Here is a 20,209-nt window from a genome sequence, read left to right as displayed (position 1 = left end):
AGGTAGTGGATTTCGCGCAGGGTCTCGCCGTGGTAAGCGCAGGGTTTTGCAGTGTCGTTCCGGCGGCAAACCACTGCGTGCCCCCGCGTATTCCACTGCGTAACCCTGCGCGAAAATTGTTACCGCGGCACTTCAATCTGCTGCAGAATCTGCTTTACCACATCATCCGCGGCGCCGCCTTCCATTTCGCGCTCCGGCGTGAGCTGAATGCGGTGGCGCAGCACCATGGGGGCCAGGTACTGCACGTCTTCGGGCGTCACGAAGTCGCGGCCGCGCAGGGCGGCCAAGGCTTTGGCCCCGTTGAGCAACGCCAGCGAGGCCCGGGGCGAAGCACCCAGGTACAGGCCCTTGTGGGCGCGCGTCTGGCCCACAAGGCGGGCAATGTATTCCAGCAGCTTGGGCTCCACGTGCTGGCGGCGCACCTGCTCGCGCAGCTGCCGCAGGTCCTCGGCTGATACTACGGCGCGCACCGCCTCCAGTGGCGTGCCGCCGAAACCGGCGTGGTGGCCCTGCAGAATGGCTACTTCTTCCTCTACCGATGGGTAGCCCACGTTCAGCTTGAACAGAAACCGGTCGAGCTGGGCTTCGGGCAGGCGGTAGGTGCCTTCCTGCTCCACGGGGTTCTGGGTAGCCAGCACCACGAAGGGGGCGGGCATGGGGTAGCGGGTACCGTCCTGGGTAATCTGCCGCTCCTCCATCACCTCAAACAGCGCCGACTGCGTTTTGGCCGGGGCCCGGTTGATTTCATCAATCAGCACCACGCTGGCGAAAATGGGGCCGGGCCGAAACTCAAATTCGCCCTGCTGGGGCCGGAATACCGAGGTGCCCAGCACGTCGGAGGGCATCAGGTCGGGGGTGAACTGCAGGCGGCTGAACGGCACGCTCAGGGTGCGGGCCAGCAGTTTCGCCGTGAGGGTTTTGGCCACGCCCGGTACGCCTTCCAGCAGCACGTGGCCGTCGGCCAGCAGGGCCACCAGCAGCAGCTCGGCCAGGGCCTGCTGGCCCACAATCACCTTGCTCAGCTCCTGCCGGATGGCATCGGCGTGGCGGCTGAGGTGGCTTAAATCGGTGCGGGGTGCGAAGGACGCAGCAGAAGCAGTTGGTTGCCCGGTCGTTGCGTCAGGGATAGAATCGAATGCGGAATCCATAAGAAAGTGATGGGGAATGTGCGAAGCGGGGATGAGGATAATTACATTGAAAATAATGTATATAGAATCTGAAAATGGCGTTTAAACATAAAAATACGCTCTATTGGAATAATCCAAACTATGTAAATTTATATTGCCGGAATAAATCAATTTTAGGAAGCTGTTTGGCGAAAGCTGTTGATGGCCTTGTTCAGGGCCAGCAACTCAGCGTCGGAAACCTGCCGGGCAGTGAGGATGAAGTTCATGCGACGGTTGAGGGCATCCACCTCGGTGCGCGGTACGCCGGTTTTCTGGGCCAACCGCTCTCGGGTGTCTGCATCGGTGAGGTCGAGGGCGGGCTCGTGGTAGCGGGTGCGCAGATGCTCCAGAAACAGCCCGATTTTCTTCTCGGCAATGAGCTGGTGGTTACCGCCCTGCTGGTAAAGGCTGGCCACTGCACGGGCAAACAGCAGCGTAGTATTGGGCAGGGGTTTAATGATTGGGATGATACGCTGCCGCCGCCGGACCTCGACCAGCACGAAAAGTACGGCACCTACCAAACCGGTAATCAGCGCCCAGCGCAACGCGGTGTGCCCCGTGAGCACACGTAACAACGACTGCTCGCCCAGCGGCCCCTGCTTTTGGTATTCATCCCAGTAAACCGGCCGGTTGGCCGGCAGCCACGACAGCGCGGCAAACGCAAAATCTGCCGTAGCCGGGCGCAGCAGCAGCAGGTTGCTGAACGCGGCGGGGGTGGTACTCAGCAGGAAAAAGCCCCGCCCAACGGGCACCCGCACCAGCACGGGCCGGCGGCGCCCATCATAGGCCAGCACGGTGGCTTTGCTGCCACTACGGGCCCGGAAATAGGATGGTACCTCGTTTTCAGGGAAAGGGAAGCGGTTCGGAATACCAGCGGACTGATGTACCAACGTCAGCAACTGAGTTTTGGGTATGCCCTGGCGGTTACGGCGACTGCGCAACAGCTCACTCATATCCAGTACCGGCTCCACGTTCAGCCGAAGGGTGTCCAGCAATTCCGTTGATATCCTCTCGGCGGCAATCAGCGCCGAGTTGCCCTGCGCCACATAGCGTAACAGCGCATCCCGGTCGAGGCGGGCGCAGAAGAACACATCGTTTACAAACAGGTACGTGCCATGGTCTGGTCGCAGGGTTGGGCCAGTCGCACTGAGGGCGGAGTCCCGGTCGGCATCGGCCCCCAGGGAGGGCAGCAGCTGATTGGCAATGGGCACCCGAACGGTGCGGATGGGCTGCCCCGGAAACAGCGTCGGCAGTTGGTCGTAGAGCACGTAGGTGCCGTAGGGAATTTTGTCGCGGTTGATGAACGTAGACCGCCAGTCGGTAGGCTGCGGCCGGAAATACTCTACAGCCACGAAGGCTACAAACAGCCCCACCAGCAGCACCACAAAAGCACGGAAACGAGACATAGTAGCTTGCGGGCCGGCTTTAGGCGGCGCGGCGGGTTAAGGAGCGAATAAAATTCTGGCGAGATGCCCGCAGGGCCGGGTAATCGGAAGCAGTTACTGGTAGCTCCCCATACCACACGTACTCAAATTGCCGGGTTAATTCCCGAAAGTCAGCGGCGTAGGCCGTGCCGGCCAGCTCCTGCACGTACTGCTGGTTGGTTTTGTCGGGTTGCCACCGGATGAGGCCTTGCTCCGTGAGGTGGCGCAGTACCAGCAAATAGCCCAGGCGCACGGCCAGACGGTGGTTACCGGCGTCCTCGGCCTGGGCGAGAGCTGCATCAAAATCGATGGCGTGAATATCCTCCGGCGCGGTTTCGTAGGGCAGCGGCAAGGTGCGGCTACGCCGCCCGAACAGGCCGGTCACATCCAGGCGTAATACCCGCAGCAGCACGTATATGAAGGCTAACCCAAACAAGGCGTACACCAGAAAACGGCCCCGGTTTTCGTAGCCTTCCCCCGTGAATATACCTTCCAGCCACCGCATCAGCTGCCGCCAGAAGCGCGTCCAGGCGTTGCTGCTGCTACTGGGGGCTTCCTCCGGCTCCACATATCGGAATTCCCGTTGCGCGCGTAACTCGTTGAGCCGCTCCGCCGCCGGGCGTCGCAATACCGGTGGCCCGGAGTTGTCGGCGGGCAGATGCACAAATTGGCGGTTCTCGGCCCGGTGTACCGAATCGGGGACGGGCAACAGGGGCGGAGTGGGGCGCTGCGCCCAGGCAGAGCCGGCTACCATTAGCAGCACGGCTACCCGGCTGGCTACCCGGCGGCGGTTAGTATTCGCCCTCATCATCAGGGCGCAGGGCCAGCGGCGTGGTAACCGGAGCCGCTTCTCCCAAAGAGTCAAGCAGCAGGCGGGTGCCTTCCCCGTCGTGGCGCTCTACTAGGTTGAAGTACTGAAAGCTGATGGCCGTCATCAGCAGCGGGTAAAAGGCCAGGGTCAGCAGGGTTTGCAGGCCCGAGTATGCGATGAACAACACCCGCACCAGCGGCGAAACTTCGGTAGTCTGGCCGCTCATCAGCTCCGTGAAGGGAAGGCCCACCATCGAAAGCGCCACCAGCACCAGCACCAAAATCAGCCACAGCATGATGAACATAACCACCAAAAGCCCAAAAGTAGACCACCATTTGCCCCAGATCAGCTCGAAGCACCGCTTAATGCTGCCAAAGAACCCGCGCCGCTCCCGCAACCACACCACAAAATACAGGCTCAGCGTGACCATCACGTAGCCCATTGCCGCATACAGGCCCAGTATCACTACAATGCCGGCCCACGTAGCCCCGAGTACTGCCCCGAAAAAGACCGAAATCAGGCCCAAAAGAGCTCCCATCACCATCATACTCACCATAAACAGCGCAATGAGTCCGATATAGGAGCCTACTAGCCCCAAAAAGCGGGCTTTGACCAGCTGCCAGACTTCGGTAGGCGTAACGGGGCCGGTGCGGTTGGGCTCGGCCTGGAGCACAATGTAGCCGTACACTACCAGGTGCAGCATGGCCAGCAGCAGCATGCTGCCCAACAGGGTAAGCCACAGGCTGGGCGAGGTGAAAACCGCTGGCAGCGAGTCGGAGTAACGGCCCAGGCGGCTGCGGCGGGCCATTGAGCCCACACTGCTTAAAAGTTCTCCTTGCATCAGGCCCAGCCCGATGCCGGTGAGTAGGGCCAATGGCAGTACCAGTGTAATCAGTACACGCGCCAACGGGCGGGCATGCACCCGGATAAAGTCAAAGGAAGCCTCTATTTTCTGGCTGAAATTTCGCTCCCGCAGAAAATCTGAAGGCTTGGTGAACGTAAGGTGGCGCATAACGCAGGGTACAACTGAAAGTCGATACAGAAAAGGGAAAAGTACCAGGGTAGTTTTAATCGGGCACTACGCGGCCACTGCGCACCAGCCACCACGGATACAGCACAAAGTAGCCCAGGATGCAGGCCGCCGAGGTGCCAATGATGCCCAGGCTGGCAGCCAGCGGCATTTCAGTGTGGCGCGTGACAAAGCCTTCCAGAAAGCCCGCCACCACAAAAATGGGGACGAGAGCCAGCACCAGTTGCATACCGTCGCGGGCTCCCTGGCGCAGGGAGTCGCGGCGCGAGAAGGTGCCGGGGAACAGGATGCTCCGGGCCATTACCCAGCCCGCGCCGCCAGCCAGCACAATGGCCGAAATTTCCAGGGTGCCGTGAATCCAGATGGTAAGTACGGAAGGCAGCAGCAGGCCTTTCTGGTGAAAGAAATACTGGAATGCACCCAGCATTACGCCGTTACGGAACAGCATGAACAGCGTAAGCAGCCCGCCCGTGATGCCCCCGGCAAAGGCGTACAACGACACCCGAATGTTGTTGAGCGTGATGTGCAAAAACATCAGGGTTTCATCCTCGCCCTTGTACACGGCCATAGGGTCGCCTTTTTCAATGTTGGCCAGCGTCTGGTTCACGTACTGGTCACCCATCACCACCCGCACAAAGGAGTCATCGTAGGCGGCCGAGAGGGCTCCGATAAAGCAGGTGAGCAGAAAGAACACCAGGGCTCCCAGCAACACCCAGCGGTGCCGGATGAGCAGCAGCGGCAGCTCCAGCCGCCAGAAGCGCATAAACCGGCCGGGCTCCTGCTTCTTGTTTTTATAGAGGTGCTGGTGTAGCTTGCCCGTTAAGCCGTTGAGGTAGGCCGTGGTAGTAGAGCCCGGATAAAACGTCTGGGCATACGCTAGGTCATCGGTGAGGGCAATGTAGCGCTGGGCCAGTTCATCGGGACCAACGGCCGGCTGCTCCTCATACTGCTGCCACCGCGCCTGATTAAGCTGTAAAAAGATAGTTTCGCGCATCGTTACTAAAGGATTCCGGTGAGCAGCAGTCTGGCAACTGACTGCGGCCCGTCGGGCTAAATATACAGGTTTCCCCGGCCCGCGCAGGGCCCTGTTCCCCGGTTTTTTTATGAGCACAATTCGCATTCATACTACCCAGAACGTGGTTCTGGAATACGAAGCCGCCAGCGTAGGCGACCGGATGCTGGCGCAGCTGATTGATGTATTAGTGATGGTACTGTGGACGGTGGGCGTGAAGTTTCTGATTGAGCAGCTTACTAATTCCTACGACGAGCAGCGGATTCTGCAATATGCCCTTATCACGGCCCCGCTGTTGGTGTATCACCCGCTGTGCGAGATATTCTTCAACGGCCAGAGCTTGGGCAAGCATATCCGGCACATAAAGGTGGCGCGCCTGGATGGCAGCCGCCCCGGCTTGGGCGACTTCCTATTGCGCTGGCTGATTGGCCTAGTGGAAATAGGTATGACGCTGGGTTCGCTAGCCCTAGTGGCCACGTTGCTCAATGGCCGGGGCCAGCGCCTGGGCGATATGGCAGCCGGCACTACGGTAGTAAGCCTGCGCCCACCGGCCCCGGAGGTGCAGGCCGCCGCTACCCAAACCCAGGTGCCGGCAGGCTATCAACCCGTATTTGCCCAGGCCGCCCTGCTCTCTGACCACGATGTGAGCCTGGTGCGGCAGCTGCTGCACCGGGCTCAGAAGCGCCAGGATTACCTGTTGCTGAATGAAGTAGCCATGAAAATAAAGGGAATCACAGGCATCCAGACTGATTTGCAGGATGAACCGTTTCTCCGCACTATTCTGCGCGACCAGGCTTATTTCGCCCTTCACAGTAGCGCTTATGCCTGATGCCTGTGGGGTATAAGCACGAACAAAGCATTGGCCGGTAAGAAACGGGGGCGTTAGTTCTAAATAGCTCTATGTACTCGTTGTGCATAAAAAAAGCGCGAAACCCCAGGGCTTCGCGCTTTTTTGTAGCTACTTACTTTAAAGACTACTACTGCATCATGATCCGCTGCGTACCGGCCGATTGGCCATCTAGGGTCAGGCGCAGGAAGTAGACGCCGGCGCGGTGGGCGGCCGGCTGCCAGGTGCGGGCGTGGTTGCCGGCGGGCAAAGTGCCCAGCGTCTGCCGCTCCACGGTACGGCCCAGCGCGTCGGTCAGGGTTAGCTCGGCTTGGCCGGCCTGGGGCAGTTGGAAGCTCAGCTGAGCTACATCGGCTACGGGGTTCGGGTACAGGCTGAAGCCCGTAGCCACGGCTGGCTGGCGGGTGCCGGTAACGCCAGACGCCCCGGCCAGGGCAATGTCGCGCACGGCAATGCCGTTGCCAATCAACCCAACCACCGTAGTAGCACCGGTATTACTAATAGTGTAGAGGGTGCTGTTGCCGTTGGCGGCAGCATTGGCCACCAGATAGCCCGTGTTGGTGGTCCCGCTGGTGTAAATATCCATGTCAATATCCCGCGCGGCTGTGGCCGTCAGGCCAGTGGGGCCCACCGTATTGAGCGTACCGTCGTTCGGTGGATTTTGCAGGGCCAGTACGTTGCGGGCTTCATCGTACACGAACAACTGCGTACTGGTGGCCCCGGCTACACTGTTGGTGTAGGCCGCAGCACCTACGGATGGTGTGTTAGCGGCGTTGGCATCGGTGCTGGCGTAGGTCAGCTGACCATCGGTGGCGGCAACAGTGCCGTCGTTGGGGTTCAGGCGGAAGTTGTTCCGGTTAGCTCCCACCACCCGGATCCGGTCTACGGTGGGATTGAAATCAAAGCCGATGCTGCCGGTGCCCAGGGCCAGGGCCACGGGCGTGGTGTTAATAGCGCGGGCCACCCCGGTAGCAGCGTTAATACTATACAGCGTAGCGGTTTGGGCGGTGGCGTTGTACCCCAGTGCCACTAGGGTATTGGTAGAGGGCCGCACGTCCAAGCCTACCAGCGTTTGGCTGGCATCAACGCCCGTAATGCCCGTAGAGGTCCGGATGGTGGTGGGCAGGGCCGTATCGAAAGTAATTAGGTTAGTACCCGCCAGGGCGTAGGCCAGCTGGCCCGTAATGGCCGGCAGCGTGGCCGGGCGCGTAATCTGGAAGGCAATATCCGTTACGGCTACAAAGGCTCCGCTCCCGATGTTGCCCACCTGCGTAGTGGTGCCGTCGGCCAGATTAACCGTGTAAAGGGTGCTGGTAGAGGCCGTAAGGCTCGTAGGCGAGGCCACCGTCAGATAAGCCGTATTGGCACCCGTGGTGGGGTTGAAGTAAATATCCAGGTCCGAGGCCTGGAGGGCCCCGTTCACGCTGACACCCAGAGTGCCCAGGCTGTTGAGGGTACCGTTGTTTGGCGGGTTCTGGCTCACCAGGCGGTTATTGGCCTCATCAATGTTGTAGAGCGTGGTGCCGCTGGCCCCAATGTAACTGTTGGTGTACGCTGAGGAGCCCACACCGGGCGTGTTAGCCGCGTTAGCATCGGTGCTGGCGTACGTCAGCTGGCCATCGGTGGCCGCCAAGGCCCCGTTGTTAGGGTTCAAGCGAAGGTTGGCGCGGTTGCCGGCCGTTACCCGAATCCGGTCAACCGTGGGGTTGAAATCGAAGCCGATACGGGCCAGATTGGTGCCCAAATCTACTGTTAGGGCAGTACCTACAGCCGTAGCCGCGCCGGTAGTGCGGTTAATAGTGTAGAGCTGGGCCTGCGTGCCAGTGGCGTTGTAGCCCAAGGCAAACAGCTCGCCCGTATTCGGCCGGAAATCAATGCCCACAATGGTTTGGCCGGTAGTAAAGCCGGTAATGGGCACGTTGGTCAGCAAGGTACCCGGCGTGGCGGCGTCAAACGATACTAGGCTGGGCGCAGTAGTGGCAGCAACTGACAGGCCGTATACCGTTTGGGCAGAAACTGAGGAAATACCGAGCAAGCTCAGTGCGCCTAGCAGCAAGCCACCCCGTTGCAGGGCCTTGCGGCGAGTAGAAGATGGTAGCATGAAGGAAGTAGTAGAGTTGGTGAATGGACAAATCGTGTAGTGAATACCCATAGCGGGTAACTCAGGTACGAGCCCAACAGTGCTTCCGGCTTGCCTTACACCTATATTTAATTATATTTTAATCCTACAATGCTCAAATGGCGGTTTTAGCCAGGGAAATGCCAAAAAAGTGTACCTACTGCATTTCAACAAAACGACCCGCCAGACAAATCCAGTGGGTCGTTTTATGCACTCGTCAGGGCAGAATCGGGGTGATTAGCCCGCTGCTACGGCTTTGCGGCGGCTGACGCTTTTCTGCACCCGCTCCTCGCCCTGAGCCAACAGCTCATCGTCGCGCTCCGTCTTCTTCACCCAGTTCAGCGAGTACAGATCTTTGCGCCGGTCGCGGAGGTTGCGCACGGCCCCTGAGGTGTTCAGGTCCTTGAGTAGGTCTAGGTCCAGATCGGCAATCAGCGTCATCTCCGTGTTGGGCGTGGCCTCGGCCACGATGGCGTCATGGGGGAAGGCAAAGTCTGAGGGGCTGAACACGGCGCTTTGCGAGTACTGGATGTCCATGTTCTCCACGCGGGGCAGGTTGCCCACCGAGCCGGTAATGGCCACGTAGCACTCGTTTTCAATGGCCCGGGCCTGGGCGCAGAGGCGTACCCGCTGGTAGGCGTTCTTGGTATCGGTCCAGAAGGGCACGAACAGAATCTTCATGCCTTCATCCGAGAGCATGCGGCTTAGCTCCGGGAATTCCACGTCGTAGCAAATCAGGATGCCGATTTTGCCGAAGTCGGTGTCGAAGCACCGCAGCTTGTCGCCGCCGCGCATGCCCCAGTAGCTGGCCTCATCGGGGGTTACGTGCAGCTTGTACTGCTCGTCCACGGTGCCGTCGCGGCGGCACAGGTACGATACGTTGTAGAGCTTGCCATCATCGTAGAGGGGCATGGAGCCGGCTATTACGTTGATGTTGTAGCTCACGGCCAGCTCCATCATCTTGGTTTTGATGGGCTCGGTGTAGGCCGCCATGGAGCGGATAGCCACCGACGGCGACTCCTCGTTGGTCAGCGCCATCATGGGGGCATTGAAGAACTCGGGGAACAGCACGCAGTCAGCCTTATAGCCCGACACGGTATCCACGAAGAACTCCATCTGCTGGAAGAAGTCCTCCAGGTTTTTGGTAGCCCGCATCTGCCACTGCACAATACCAATGCGCACATTCGACTTCTGGTTACCAATCAGCTTATCGGTTTCCTCGTCGTAGTACACGTTAATCCACTCCAGCAGCGTGGCGTAGGCCTTGCTTTCGGAGTCGTAGGGCAGATACCCCCGGATGAGCTTGCGCACGTAGAAGTCGTTGGCCAGCTGGAAGGTAAGGATGGGGTCGGTGATTTCTTTGTTGCGCACCATCTCCACGTACTTGGCCGGCGTCATCTCGTTGGCATAGGCGTTGTAGCCGGGGATACGGCCGCCGGCCACCATGGCGCGCAGGTTCAGGTTCTCGCACAGCTCCTTGCGGGCATCGTAGAGGCGGCGGCCCAAGCGCAGGTTGCGGTACTCGGGGTCCACAAATACGTCCACGCCGTACAGCGTGTCGCCATCGGCGTTGTGGGTGTTGAACTTGCCGTTGCCGGTGATTTTGGCGTAGGTGTGCTTGTCGCCGAAGTCGGAATACTGCACGATGATGGCCAGCGCCGCCGCCACCACCTGGCCGTTATCCTCAATGCAGATCTGACCTTCGGGAAATTTCTTGAGCAGGGCATTGTACTCGTCCTGAGCCCAGGCGCCCTCCATGTTGGAGTACACTTTGTCCATGATGGCCTTGACGGCTTTAAAATCGGTGCGGCGCAGAGTACGCAGCACCAGTTTGTGGGCCGGAATGGCGGTGGGCGTCATCAGTTCGGGCGCGGCGGGCATACCGGGCAGGTTGTTTTTCTTGGCGGAGCCACCGCCTACTTTCGCATGAGAATTGGCCATATCAGGTAATCGAGAAGTTTCGCGGGGGAAAATACCGGGCAAAGGTACCGCCTACGGCAGTTTACCGCCCCGGTTTACGGGGTCACAACAACTTCGGTGGCAAAAAGTGTCGGGGCTACGTTTTGAAACGACCTACATTTAAGCTTGTATCCATCTTATTTGGAAGTAACTCCTCTATGCTAGCCATCAACCCATTGTACATACCATTTTTCCCGCTTGGGTTTGTTGGATTTTGGGCGGCTATCTGTTGGGTGATTTCCCTGAATGGCTGGCGACAACTGGCGCAGCATTTTCGGGCCCACGGTGAGCCGCCGGCCAAGGCAGATTCCTTCTGGATGCAGGCGGCTTCTATGCGGGAAGTGGGGGCTGTCGGTTTGGGGGCCAGCTACCGTGGGGTCCTGAATATCAGCTGTAGCCCCGCTGGGCTGGGCCTCTCGGTTTTATTTCTTTTCCGCGTCGGTCATCCGCCTTTACTGATACCCTGGTCCGCCATTGGACCAGTAGAATGGAAGCAAGGCCTGTTCGGATTAAGCACCTATTGCACGTGCGTAGTAACGGCTCCTGATGGGGCAACGGCAGTAGAAATCAGGTTGATTAACCGCGCCGTTGCGGAGCAGATAGAAGCTTATCAACAGCTGCAAAGTCTGGGGAGCTAAGTTATTCCCGCACCACCCGCCGCACCGCCACGCCCGCGGCCGTGTGCATCCGCAGCAGTAGCACGCCCCGAAACTCCCCGAATGCTTCGGCCGGAATTTCGGCCGCACCCTGCCGGGGCGTGAGCAGCCGCTGAAACACAAGCCGCCCGGTTACGTCGGTGGCGGTTACGGAGGCTGGGGCTGATAGCGCCAAGTTTAGGGCCTGATCTGGCCGCAGCAGCGTGGGGTACACTTGCACCGCCGTGGCTGGCAAGGCTCGGGTGGCAGCCAGCGGCCCGCCGATGCGGCGGTATACGTCGCGGTATTCCACGCCGGATACTATTTCTTGCGTGCCGGTCTGGGTGGTGGTAATAGTGAGCACCGGCACGTGCTGCCCCACAGCCAGCCACTTGTACTCGCGCGTGATGGGCAGGGTAAAGCCCTGCGAAATCCCCCCGGCCGAGAGGCTGTCGTGGTCTTCAATGCGCGTAACTACCCGCACCGTTTGAAAGGTACCGAAGGGAGTAGTCAGTGTACCCCAGGCATCTGCCTTATTTACCCGCTTACGACGCTGGCTGAGGTAGCCGGTACCCGGAATGGTAACGCTGAAAAACGAACGGCTCGAATCGGGAGCGGATGCGTAGCTGAGCGGAAACCGGTAGATGATGTCTTGCTCGGCTGGTGAGGCGTAGGTAACGGGTACGGCCGTGCCCGCCAGCGTACCACCGTACCCCACCGAGCGGTAATCGGCCGAGGAGGCATTAAAGAACTGGTAAGGCTCGGTGATGGGCAGCGTGAGGCCGGGCGGCACCGGCACGGCCTGTGGGGCGGCCACCGTGGCCCGGTTGCTGCCACTCAGTATGGAGTTAAAGGTGATAGTATACAATGGCTGGTTGGGCACCGGTGTAAAGCGGGCTACTTGTTGGGCAGTAGCCACCAAGGCCCGGTAATTCCAGGTTTGGTTGGGCCCGCGTTGCGTGAGGGGTGGGGCCCCGGCCGGTAGGATTACCGAGGCCGTGCTCTGTCGCAGCGTATCGCCGGGAGCGGGCATATCTGCGCGGGTGATGCTGGGCGAAGTCTGAGCCCCGGCGGTGGTGCTCAGAAGTAAGCCCCAGAACAGAAAATAGTAGCGGTGCTGCATATGCCGGCCGTTGTTAGGTACTCAAAATAGATTCGCTCTTCCAAGGTACGTGGCCCCGCGCTAGCATGCTACTCGCACCTTGCTAATGGGCCTTTCCGTCCGGCCAACGGGTTCCTGCGTACCTTGGGGCGTGGCTTTACCCGAACACCGTATGCAAACCCTGGCGGCTGTGCTGCAAGCGTCGGAGCAGTTTCCGGCCACGGCCTGGCTGTGCGCCCCGCCCGATGCCACCCGTTGGGAGCCGCGCAGCCCAGCGGCGGTATTACTGACGGCCGCTGCCGGGCAACCCGTACCGGCCCCACCCGGCCTGGTGCGTATCCTGTTCCTGGATGAAGTGCAACTGCTTATGGACCGGCTGCTACGCCAGGTGCCGGGAGCCGTGCCTGAACTGCGAATAGAAACGCTACGGCGCTACAAGCAGGAAGCCGAGTTTCCGGCTCTTACGTCCGACCCCGAGCTACTGGCCCGCCACTTAGTAGAAGCGGTGCGCTACGGCGCACTGCCGCCCGCTGAGGCGCTGGCTCATTTCCGCCGCTGCTTCTCCCATTTCACCCTTGAAGCTGCCCAACACATTCTAGCCACCGCATTTTTGAAGTGGTGAAAACTCAGAAATACGGGCATAAATAGAACGCCCGTCATTCCGAGCGAAGCCGAGGAATGACGGGCGTTCTTGTCTTTAATTTTTCTCAGACTCCCTGCATTTCGGGAATTTCGCCGCGTATCACCAGCTTGCCGGCGGTGGCGGCCTGAATCTGCTCTACCGAAACGCCGGGGGCCCGCTCGCGCAGCACGAAGCCGTCGGGCGTTACGTCGAGCACAGCCAGCTCCGTTACAATCTTCTTCACGCAGCGCAGGCCGGTGATGGGCAGGGTGCACTGGGGCAGCAGCTTGCTACTGCCGTCGCGGGCCACGTGCTGCATGGCCACGATGATGTTTTTGGCCGAGGCCACCAGGTCCATAGCACCCCCCATGCCCTTCACCATCTTGCCCGGAATCTTCCAGTTGGCAATGTCGCCGGTTTCGGATACCTCCATGGCCCCCAGAATGGTGAGGTCCACGTGCTCACCCCGAATCATGCCGAATGAATCGGCGGAGCTGAAAATGCTGGAGCCGGGCAAAGTGGTTACTGTCTGCTTGCCGGCGTTGATGAGGTCGGGGTCTACTTCGGCATCGGTGGGGAAGGGGCCCATGCCCAGCAGGCCGTTTTCGCTCTGCAGCTCTACGTTGATGCCTTCGGGGATGTAGTTGGCTACCAGCGTAGGAATACCGATGCCGAGGTTGACGTAGGAGTTGTTCTGTACTTCCTGGGCAATGCGCTTCGCAATGCCGTGTTTATCAAGTGCCATAAAGTTATTTCACGCAGTGTCTCGCGGTGGAAAACCGCAGTGTTTCGCAGTGGATTGTTGAACGGCACTGCGAGACACTGCGCCGCCCACTGCAACCCACTGCGTGAAAATCAGTTCGGCCGCACCGTGCGCTGCTCAATGCGCTTCTCGTAGTTTTTACCTTCGAAAATGCGCTGCACAAAGATGCCGGGCGTGTGAATCTGGTTGGGGTCCAACTCGCCGGCGGGCACCAGTTCTTCTACCTCAGCCACCGTAATTTTGCCGGCCGTGGCCATCATGGGGTTGAAGTTACGGGCCGTGCCTTTGAAGATGAGGTTGCCGGCCGTGTCGCCTTTCCAGGCTTTCACGAAGGCAAAATCGGCGTGCAGGGCGGTTTCCAGCAGGTACATCTTGCCGTTGAACTCGCGGGCCTCCTTGCCTTCGCCTACCTCGGTGCCGTAGCCGGCCGGGGTGTAAAAAGCCGGAATACCGGCCCCGCCGGCGCGGCACCGCTCGGCCAGCGTGCCCTGCGGAATCAGCTCCACTTCCAGCTCGCCCGACAGCAGCTGCCGCTCAAACTCGGCGTTTTCGCCCACGTAGCTGGAAATCATCTTGCGCACCTGCTTGGTCTGGAGCAGCAGGCCAATGCCGAAATCATCGACGCCGGCGTTGTTGCTGATGCAGGTGAGGTGTTTAACGCCCCGGCGCAGAATTTCCTGGATGGAGTTTTCCGGAATGCCGCACAGCCCGAAGCCGCCCAGCATGAGCGTCATGCCGTCGGTGAGGCCTTCCAGCGCCGCCTCGGGGCCGGCTACTACTTTGTTGATCATAGAATGAGTGGGTGGTTTTGGGGGCGGAAAGGTAAGGAGTAGCGCCGTATACGTTGCTACCCCTGGCCCGCCAGCCCGCCAAAAGCCGCCAACTTACTGCACCACCACGCGCAGGTAGGCCCGGGCCCCATTGGCCTGCACTCCGCTCAGAATGTACAGGCCCGCCGGAACGTTGTGCAACGACAGGTTGGCCTCGCCATCCACCGGCTCCGGCCAGCGGCGCACCACATTGCCTTGCATTGAGTACAGTTCCAGCTGCCCGTTCTGGGCAAAAGCTACGGGCACGGTGAGGGTTTGGCCGGCTACGGCCGGGTTGGGCCACGCCGTGAGCGGGGGCAACGTGGCTACCTGCAGGCCCAGGAGGTTGCCGGCGCTGAGGAACACTTCTTCTTTGGCGTCGCTCCGCAGGCTGCCGCCCACCACAATCTGCCCGGTAGCGGGGTGCACCAGTACGCCGCCCGCCGAAAGGCTCAGGCCTTTGCCTAGCTGGTAAACCACCGGCTGCAAGTAAGGGGGGCTGTAGGGCGAGGTAACTTCGCGGGTGAAGTAGCTGCCATCGGCGGCCAATTCGCACACTTCCAGGCTGAATACGTGGCTGCCCCCGCGCGTACCCATCACCACCAGGTGGCCGTTGGCGAGCGGTGCCGCGTGCGTGGGGTTGAGCAGCAAATTACCCTTCGAGTACGCCCGCGACCAGCGCACGGCTCCTGTACCCAGCTGCACTTTATCGAGCTGGCCGCTGGATACCACCAGCACCTCGTCGGCACTCAGCGGCATCACGTTCTGAACAGAAAAGTTCACGGAGTTATCGTAGGCCAAGAGGGGCAGCTTGGTGGCCAGCCCCCAAGTGCCCGCCGCCAACATCGGCACGAGCGTAGCCTCCACATTCTGGCGCACCACGTAAGCCATCAGGCCCGAAGGAACTGAAAATAGTCCTTGAATGGAACCCGGCTGGGGCAAAGGCAAGGTGCGTAACTCCTCGCTGGTGGGGCTCAGCAGCCGCAGGGCCGCGCCGCTGGCCGCGTTGGTAGCTACCCAGAAATTACCGGCCGAATCGGTTTGGATGCCGCTGAAAGGCGGTGCCCAGGCGCGGGCGGGTGGGGTGCGCTGTTGCCACGCCACGCGGCCGTTTGGGTTGATGAGTGCCAGAATGCCGGTGGATTCCGTGTAGCCGTTTTCCACGGTTTTGCGTGTTTGCGCGGCCAGCAGCAATTGGCCGGCCGCATTCATATCGGCCGCTACCACCGACAGCTGCTCCGCGTCGGCGAAGGAATACTCCCGGGTCCACAGTTGTCGGCCTTGCTCGTCAGTGCGGATCAGGTATAGGTTGGTAGTGGTGGTATGGCTGGTTTCGCTGCTGCCCGCCAGCACAAAGCCCCCGCCCGGTACGGGCACAATGCGGTTGCAGGTCTCGTGCCGCTCACCGCCGTAGAGGCGTTGCCAAGTTGATTGGGCGCGGGTTGTCAGGCTAACCAGCAGCCCCAACAGGATAACGGTAGCGCGCAGCGTGTAGGGGTGCATCGATAGAAATAGCGTTGGATGAGAAAACTGGAATTGGCGCGGCTGTGCTATGGCACGGCTGATAAACGGAATAGCCCAGCAAGCGAGGTGCGTATGCTGGGCTAATATCCTGAATTTCTTGGCTATATCAGCAAGTAGGGGTAGGTGGCTGCTACCCCAGGGCTTGCCGGGCCGCCTCGGCATCGTGGGCTAGCTGTGCTTTGAGGGCATCGAGGCCGTCGAATTTCTGCTCGTCGCGGAGGCGGGCCACAAATTCAATGGTCAGAGATTGGTCGTACAGGTCGCCTTCGAAGCCCAGCAGGTGCCCTTCCACGGTTTGGTCAAGGCCGCCGGCCACGGTGGGGCGCACGCCAATGTTGAGCATGGCGGGCCATTTTGCACCGCTAGCCAGGGTGGCCCACACGGCGTACACGCCGCGGGCCGGCACCAGTTTCAGCGGCTCGGGGCAGGCTACGTTGGCAGTGGGCCAGCCAATGGTGCGGCCCAGCTGCCGGCCTTTCACCACGGTACCCGTGAAGGGGTAGGCGTAGCCCAGGCTGCGGGCGGCGTCGGCCACGTGGCCGGCTTCCAGGGCCCGGCGGATGCGGGTGCTGCTCACGCCCACGGCATCCACGTCCTCGCGCGGAATTTCCTCTACTTCCAGCCCGTAGCGGGCCGCGTTGGCCTGCAGGTAGTCAAAGCTGCCCTCCCGGTTGCGGCCGAAGCGGTGGTCGTAACCAATCACCAGCTTGCGGGTGCCCACGGTTTCCAGCAGAATCCGGTGGATAAACTCCTCCGACGACCAGGCGGCAAATTCCTTGGTAAACGGCACTACCAGCAAGTAATCCACGCCAAAGGCGGCGAGGCGGGCGGCACGTTCTTCCAGCGTATTCAGCAGGCGCAGCTCCAGCAGCTCGGCGTGGGAGGGCGGCGGGCCCAGCACCAGCCGGGGGTGAGGCCAGAAGGTGATAACCACGGCGGGGCCGCCGCTGTGGCGGGCGGTTTCCTGCAGCCGCCGCAGAATCCGCTGGTGGCCCAGGTGCACGCCATCGAAGGTGCCACTGGTAACTACCGCGTTGCCAAGGTGCGGAAACTGAACCGGGTCCTGGATAATCTGCATGGATAGGTGCGTTGCGCGGAGGAAATAAAGAGAGCTAATACCTCAGGAAACGGGCGCGTCCGACGATGGTTCGGAGCCGGGGTTGGAATGGTTGGCCTGGAAGTACTCCAGCCCGGCCCGGCGCTCGGGCTGCCGCTCCCGCCGGGGGCGATTGGGCCGCTCGGGGCTGCCTTCGGGGCGGGGTGGGCGCAGGGCTTCCAGCTGGGGCATGGTGAGGGCATCCTGGAGGCGGTACTCGCCGATGCGGGTGCGCACCAACTTGGTGAGGTGGGCTCCGCATCCCAGGGCTGCACCAAAGTCACGGGCCAGGCTGCGGATGTAGGTGCCTTTGGTACAGGTCACGCGGAAATCTACTTCGGGCAGGGCTATGCGGGTGAGCTCAAACTCGCGGATGGTTACCTGCTTGCTCTTGATTTCGGCCGCGTCGCCGCGGCGGGCCACCTCGTAGGCTCGTTCCCCATTCACCTTCACCGCCGAAAACAGGGGCGGGGTTTGTTCGATGAGGCCGATAAACTGCGCCAGCGCGGCCTGCAAATCGGCTTCGGTGAGGTGCTCCCAGGGCTGCTCGGCATCCACGGGCGTTTCCAGGTCGAAGCTGGGCGTGGTTTGGCCGAGGCGGAAGGTGCCGGTGTATTCTTTCTCCTGGGCCTGAATCTGGTCGATCTGCTTGGTTTTCTTGCCGGTGCACAAAATCAGCAGGCCGGTGGCTAGCGGGTCGAGGGTGCCGGCGTGGCCGATTTTCTTGATGCGCAGCGTGTTCTTCACCTTGCGCACCACGTCAAACGACGACCAGGTAAGGGGTTTATCAACCAGCAGTACTTCGCCGGCCTCAAAATCAAAGCCCGCGGCGGCGGCCGGGTTCAGTTCAGCGTTTTCCATAAGTAGCAGTACGCCGCCGGGCTACAAGAGCCGGGCGGCGCGGGAGGACAAAAGTACGGACTTCAGAACTAGCAAACTGCCATTCCAGGCCACGCGGAAAACCTGTTGGTGCCGTGCGTGGCCTGGAATGGCAGTTTCCACACTGACGCAACTTAAATCAGCTGCAGGGGAATACCGAGGGCCAGCATAATCAGAATGACCATGCCCACCACAATGCGGTAGAGGCCAAACGCTCGGAACCCGAAGCGCGACACGAAGTTTACGAACGACTTCACCGCCAGCAGGGCCACTACAAATGCCACCACGTTGCCGAACAGGAGCAGCTTAACATCTTCGGCGCCGGGAGCGGCTACTTTGAAGGTTTTGTAGAGTTGATAGGCCGTAATAACAGCCATGGTAGGTACAGCCAGCAAAAACGAGAAATCAGCCGCGGAGCGCCGGTCGAAGCCTTGGGCCAAGCCTCCCACAATGGTAGCGGCCGACCGGGATACGCCCGGAATCAGGGCAATGCATTGAAACAGACCGATGCGGAAGGCCTGCGCGAAATTGGGCGTGGTAACTTCCTTGCGGGGCGAGGTGAACAGCTGGTCGATGAATACCAGTACGAGGCCGCCAAGCATCAGCGACCAAGCCACTACGCTCACGTCTTTGAGCAGCCGCTCAATTACATCTTTCAGCAAAAAGCCCAGAATCCCGAACGGCACGAAGGCCACGGCCAGCTTCAGATAAAAATCGAAGCTCTGCAAAAAGCGCCGCCAGTACAGCACCACCACCGACAGGATGGCCCCAAACTGAATGGAAGTGATGAACGTGTCGGTAAACGGAGCCTGGCCAATTCCCAGCAGGTTGGCCACGATAATCATGTGCCCGGTGCTGGAAACCGGCAAAAACTCGGTGAGGCCTTCAACAATGGCGAGCAGCAGCGCGTGCCAGTAGGACATAAGCAGAAAAAAAAGAGGAAGCCAAGAAGCTCAGGAAGGCTATAAGACCGTCATGCTGAGCTTACCGAGTTATCTCTGCTGAGGGTAGAAATTCACCCTTAGGAAAGATGTTTCGGCAAGCTCAGCATGACCGTGAAATCAGCTGTACTTCAGAGCTTCTCAGAAAAGAATTAGCGCTTGTACGTGGGCGTCGTGATAATCGGCTTGGCCGGAGCAGGCTGGGACGGGACCGTGTTGACGGTGGCTGCATCCTGGGCTACCGGGGCCGAAGCACCGGGACGGGCCATGATAGCCCAAAACTCAATCACGAAGCCCACTGCCAGCAGAATGGGGCCGAGCGTAATGCCCAGAAATCCTTCGCCGTAGTCCTCGGAGTCAAGCGTCATGGTGATGAAGCCGGCGGCCAGCACGGCCAGCCCGATGAACATCAGGCGGTAGTTGCGCGGCCCGAAGGCGAAGCGGGGAGTAGTCGGTTCCATAGAAAGCAAAGGTAGGGGGGATGCGGGAAGATGCCGCGCAAATTCAACCAACCCCGGATTTTGAGGGTACGAAGTGGTGGCTGAGAGTTGAGTGGCAACAACCACTCACCTTAATACAGCTCATCCAGCGACATGCTCAGGTATTTACGCACGGCCCGCCAGGAGCTGAGGAAGCCGATACCCATACCCAGCAGCACCAGCGCTACGGCCAAGGCCCCGAACAGGCGCACATCCTGCAGCAGACGCAGTTCGGCCAGCTGCAGATAGGCGTATTGCAGTAAGGCCAGCAGCAGCAGCCCGGCCAATAGCCCGCTCACCAGCCCCTGCCACACGGCCCGGCGCATAAACGGCCACTGAATGAAGCCGGCCGTAGCGCCCACCAACTGCATACTGCGGATGAGGAAGCGCTGCGAAAACAGCGCCAGCTTGATGGTGTTGTTAATGAGCACTACCACCACAAACGTGAGCACCGCCGCAAAGCCTAGCAGCACCAAGCTCACGTTGCGCAGATTTTTGTTCACGGAAGTAATCAGGCTTTCCACGTACTCCACCTCAAACACACCCGGTTGCTGCTTTAGCTCCTGCTTAATGCGGGCCAGCTGGGGGGCGTCGGCGTAGTCGGCATTGATTTTGAGCAGGTAGGCGTCGCGCAGCGGGTTGTCGCCGAGGAACTGCTGAAAGTCCTCCCCAGTCTGGTCAATGAGCTGCTTGGCACCTTCTTCCTTCGAGAGAAACCGCACCTGGGGCTGTCCGTCCTTCTGGGCCACGTAGGGCTTGCGGGCCAAGTCCTGCTGCAGCTGCAACAACTGGGTTTCGGGCAGGCCCCGCTCCAGATATATCTGCATTTCCAGATTCTCCTTCACCAGCGTTGATACCTTGTGCGCATGAATCAGCAACAGCCCGAACAGCCCAATCACCAGCAGGGCCAGCGTAATGCTGAACACTACCATCAGGTGCGGGTAACTGCCTAATTTCTTCTTGCGCGTGGGTCGGTTCATGTAGTGAATGA

General features: G+C 60.3%; 19 protein-coding genes. 3 read left to right on the top strand and 16 right to left on the bottom strand.

Features of this window, described 5'->3' with window-relative positions:
• Nucleotides 1–119: 119 nt before the first annotated feature.
• The 5 genes from LF252_RS11625 to LF252_RS11605 all read right to left on the bottom strand — a co-directional run bounded on the left by LF252_RS11625 (nt 120) and on the right by LF252_RS11605 (nt 5,425).
• Nucleotides 120–1,148, bottom strand: a complete 1,029-nt coding sequence (locus LF252_RS11625; protein ID WP_226269763.1) for an AAA family ATPase — start codon at nt 1,146–1,148, stop codon at nt 120–122.
• 152 nt (nt 1,149–1,300) lie between these two features.
• Nucleotides 1,301–2,572 (bottom strand): DUF4350 domain-containing protein, encoded by a 1,272-nt coding sequence (locus LF252_RS11620; protein WP_226269762.1) that lies wholly within the window; start codon nt 2,570–2,572, stop codon nt 1,301–1,303.
• A 19-nt stretch (nt 2,573–2,591) separates the two neighbouring features.
• Nucleotides 2,592–3,398 carry a DUF4129 domain-containing protein gene (locus tag LF252_RS11615; protein ID WP_226269761.1) on the bottom strand — a complete coding sequence of 269 codons (807 nt, stop codon included), beginning with the start codon at nt 3,396–3,398 and terminating at the stop codon, nt 2,592–2,594.
• Nucleotides 3,382–4,413, bottom strand: coding sequence for a hypothetical protein (locus tag LF252_RS11610; protein ID WP_226269760.1), 1,032 nt, complete (start codon nt 4,411–4,413; stop codon nt 3,382–3,384). The genes LF252_RS11615 and LF252_RS11610 overlap by 17 nt, the downstream gene beginning before the upstream one ends.
• Nucleotides 4,414–4,468: 55 nt before the next feature.
• On the bottom strand, nt 4,469–5,425 hold the full coding sequence (locus tag LF252_RS11605; RefSeq protein ID WP_226269759.1) for a stage II sporulation protein M: 957 nt from the start codon (nt 5,423–5,425) through the stop codon (nt 4,469–4,471).
• Between the two features lie 109 nt (nt 5,426–5,534).
• On the opposite strand from LF252_RS11605, the gene LF252_RS11600 reads away from it, so the two are divergent.
• Nucleotides 5,535–6,272: an RDD family protein gene (locus LF252_RS11600; protein WP_226269758.1), complete on the top strand. Its 738-nt coding sequence runs from the start codon at nt 5,535–5,537 to the stop codon at nt 6,270–6,272.
• A 148-nt stretch (nt 6,273–6,420) separates the two neighbouring features.
• Here the strand turns inward: LF252_RS11600 and LF252_RS11595 are convergent, their stop codons facing one another.
• Both LF252_RS11595 and LF252_RS11590 read right to left on the bottom strand, forming a co-directional pair.
• A complete protein-coding gene (locus LF252_RS11595; protein ID WP_226269757.1) occupies nt 6,421–8,391 on the bottom strand; it encodes a DUF4394 domain-containing protein in 1,971 nt (656 codons plus the stop codon).
• Between the two features lie 255 nt (nt 8,392–8,646).
• Entirely contained in the window at nt 8,647–10,290 is a 1,644-nt protein-coding gene (locus LF252_RS11590) for a GNAT family N-acetyltransferase (RefSeq protein WP_394370408.1), read from the bottom strand.
• Nucleotides 10,291–10,526: 236 nt separating this feature from the next.
• On the opposite strand from LF252_RS11590, the gene LF252_RS11585 reads away from it, so the two are divergent.
• Nucleotides 10,527–11,006, top strand: coding sequence for a hypothetical protein (locus LF252_RS11585; RefSeq protein ID WP_226269756.1), 480 nt, complete (start codon nt 10,527–10,529; stop codon nt 11,004–11,006).
• Nucleotide 11,007: 1 nt separating this feature from the next.
• Here LF252_RS11585 and LF252_RS11580 read toward each other — a convergent pair whose 3' ends face one another.
• Entirely contained in the window at nt 11,008–12,126 is a 1,119-nt protein-coding gene (locus LF252_RS11580; RefSeq protein ID WP_226269755.1) for a hypothetical protein, read from the bottom strand.
• Between the two features lie 151 nt (nt 12,127–12,277).
• On the opposite strand from LF252_RS11580, the gene LF252_RS11575 reads away from it, so the two are divergent.
• Entirely contained in the window at nt 12,278–12,727 is a 450-nt protein-coding gene (locus LF252_RS11575; protein WP_226269754.1) for a hypothetical protein, read from the top strand.
• Nucleotides 12,728–12,812: 85 nt separating this feature from the next.
• On the opposite strand, the gene LF252_RS11570 is transcribed toward LF252_RS11575, so the two are convergent.
• The 8 genes from LF252_RS11570 to LF252_RS11535 all read right to left on the bottom strand — a co-directional run bounded on the left by LF252_RS11570 (nt 12,813) and on the right by LF252_RS11535 (nt 20,198).
• The gene (locus tag LF252_RS11570) at nt 12,813–13,472 is read right to left on the bottom strand and encodes a CoA transferase subunit B (RefSeq protein ID WP_226269753.1); all 660 of its coding nucleotides are present in this window, start codon (nt 13,470–13,472) and stop codon (nt 12,813–12,815) included.
• A 110-nt stretch (nt 13,473–13,582) separates the two neighbouring features.
• The gene (locus LF252_RS11565; protein ID WP_226269752.1) at nt 13,583–14,281 is read right to left on the bottom strand and encodes a CoA transferase subunit A; all 699 of its coding nucleotides are present in this window, start codon (nt 14,279–14,281) and stop codon (nt 13,583–13,585) included.
• A 93-nt stretch (nt 14,282–14,374) separates the two neighbouring features.
• On the bottom strand, nt 14,375–15,802 hold the full coding sequence (locus LF252_RS11560; protein ID WP_226269751.1) for a T9SS type A sorting domain-containing protein: 1,428 nt from the start codon (nt 15,800–15,802) through the stop codon (nt 14,375–14,377).
• A gap of 151 nt (nt 15,803–15,953) precedes the next feature.
• The gene (locus LF252_RS11555) at nt 15,954–16,901 is read right to left on the bottom strand and encodes a bifunctional riboflavin kinase/FAD synthetase (protein ID WP_226269750.1); all 948 of its coding nucleotides are present in this window, start codon (nt 16,899–16,901) and stop codon (nt 15,954–15,956) included.
• A 42-nt stretch (nt 16,902–16,943) separates the two neighbouring features.
• Nucleotides 16,944–17,780 carry a tRNA pseudouridine(55) synthase TruB gene (gene truB / locus LF252_RS11550; RefSeq protein ID WP_226269749.1) on the bottom strand — a complete coding sequence of 279 codons (837 nt, stop codon included), beginning with the start codon at nt 17,778–17,780 and terminating at the stop codon, nt 16,944–16,946.
• 152 nt (nt 17,781–17,932) lie between these two features.
• Nucleotides 17,933–18,721 carry an undecaprenyl-diphosphate phosphatase gene (locus LF252_RS11545; protein WP_226269748.1) on the bottom strand — a complete coding sequence of 263 codons (789 nt, stop codon included), beginning with the start codon at nt 18,719–18,721 and terminating at the stop codon, nt 17,933–17,935.
• Nucleotides 18,722–18,891: 170 nt separating this feature from the next.
• Nucleotides 18,892–19,200, bottom strand: a complete 309-nt coding sequence (locus tag LF252_RS11540; RefSeq protein WP_226269747.1) for a DUF3098 domain-containing protein — start codon at nt 19,198–19,200, stop codon at nt 18,892–18,894.
• Nucleotides 19,201–19,310: 110 nt separating this feature from the next.
• Nucleotides 19,311–20,198 carry a cell division protein FtsX gene (locus LF252_RS11535; protein WP_226269746.1) on the bottom strand — a complete coding sequence of 296 codons (888 nt, stop codon included), beginning with the start codon at nt 20,196–20,198 and terminating at the stop codon, nt 19,311–19,313.
• Between the last annotated feature and the right edge of the window lie 11 nt (nt 20,199–20,209).

The organism is Hymenobacter pini, assembly GCF_020421205.1.
GTDB lineage: Bacteria > Bacteroidota > Bacteroidia > Cytophagales > Hymenobacteraceae > Hymenobacter > Hymenobacter pini.
This window is presented reverse-complemented; position numbering and strand designations above follow the sequence as displayed.

Bases quoted from the DNA above. Each gene is read 5' to 3' on its own strand.
- LF252_RS11625 (WP_226269763.1), bottom strand. From the start codon at position 1,148: ATGGATTCCGCATTCGATTCTATCCCTGACGCAACGACCGGGCAACCA.
- LF252_RS11590 (WP_394370408.1), bottom strand. From the start codon at position 10,290: ATGCCCGCCGCGCCCGAACTGATGACGCCCACCGCCATTCCGGCCCAC.
- LF252_RS11545 (WP_226269748.1), bottom strand. From the start codon at position 18,721: ATGTCCTACTGGCACGCGCTGCTGCTCGCCATTGTTGAAGGCCTCACC.
- LF252_RS11565 (WP_226269752.1), bottom strand. From the start codon at position 14,281: ATGATCAACAAAGTAGTAGCCGGCCCCGAGGCGGCGCTGGAAGGCCTC.
- truB (WP_226269749.1), bottom strand. From the start codon at position 17,780: ATGGAAAACGCTGAACTGAACCCGGCCGCCGCCGCGGGCTTTGATTTT.
- LF252_RS11575 (WP_226269754.1), top strand. From the start codon at position 12,278: ATGCAAACCCTGGCGGCTGTGCTGCAAGCGTCGGAGCAGTTTCCGGCC.
- LF252_RS11580 (WP_226269755.1), bottom strand. From the start codon at position 12,126: ATGCAGCACCGCTACTATTTTCTGTTCTGGGGCTTACTTCTGAGCACC.
- LF252_RS11585 (WP_226269756.1), top strand. From the start codon at position 10,527: ATGCTAGCCATCAACCCATTGTACATACCATTTTTCCCGCTTGGGTTT.
- LF252_RS11610 (WP_226269760.1), bottom strand. From the start codon at position 4,413: ATGCGCCACCTTACGTTCACCAAGCCTTCAGATTTTCTGCGGGAGCGA.
- LF252_RS11555 (WP_226269750.1), bottom strand. From the start codon at position 16,901: ATGCAGATTATCCAGGACCCGGTTCAGTTTCCGCACCTTGGCAACGCG.
- LF252_RS11560 (WP_226269751.1), bottom strand. From the start codon at position 15,802: ATGCACCCCTACACGCTGCGCGCTACCGTTATCCTGTTGGGGCTGCTG.
- LF252_RS11620 (WP_226269762.1), bottom strand. From the start codon at position 2,572: ATGTCTCGTTTCCGTGCTTTTGTGGTGCTGCTGGTGGGGCTGTTTGTA.
- LF252_RS11595 (WP_226269757.1), bottom strand. From the start codon at position 8,391: ATGCTACCATCTTCTACTCGCCGCAAGGCCCTGCAACGGGGTGGCTTG.
- LF252_RS11540 (WP_226269747.1), bottom strand. From the start codon at position 19,200: ATGGAACCGACTACTCCCCGCTTCGCCTTCGGGCCGCGCAACTACCGC.
- LF252_RS11600 (WP_226269758.1), top strand. From the start codon at position 5,535: ATGAGCACAATTCGCATTCATACTACCCAGAACGTGGTTCTGGAATAC.
- LF252_RS11615 (WP_226269761.1), bottom strand. From the start codon at position 3,398: ATGAGGGCGAATACTAACCGCCGCCGGGTAGCCAGCCGGGTAGCCGTG.
- LF252_RS11570 (WP_226269753.1), bottom strand. From the start codon at position 13,472: ATGGCACTTGATAAACACGGCATTGCGAAGCGCATTGCCCAGGAAGTA.
- LF252_RS11535 (WP_226269746.1), bottom strand. From the start codon at position 20,198: ATGAACCGACCCACGCGCAAGAAGAAATTAGGCAGTTACCCGCACCTG.
- LF252_RS11605 (WP_226269759.1), bottom strand. From the start codon at position 5,425: ATGCGCGAAACTATCTTTTTACAGCTTAATCAGGCGCGGTGGCAGCAG.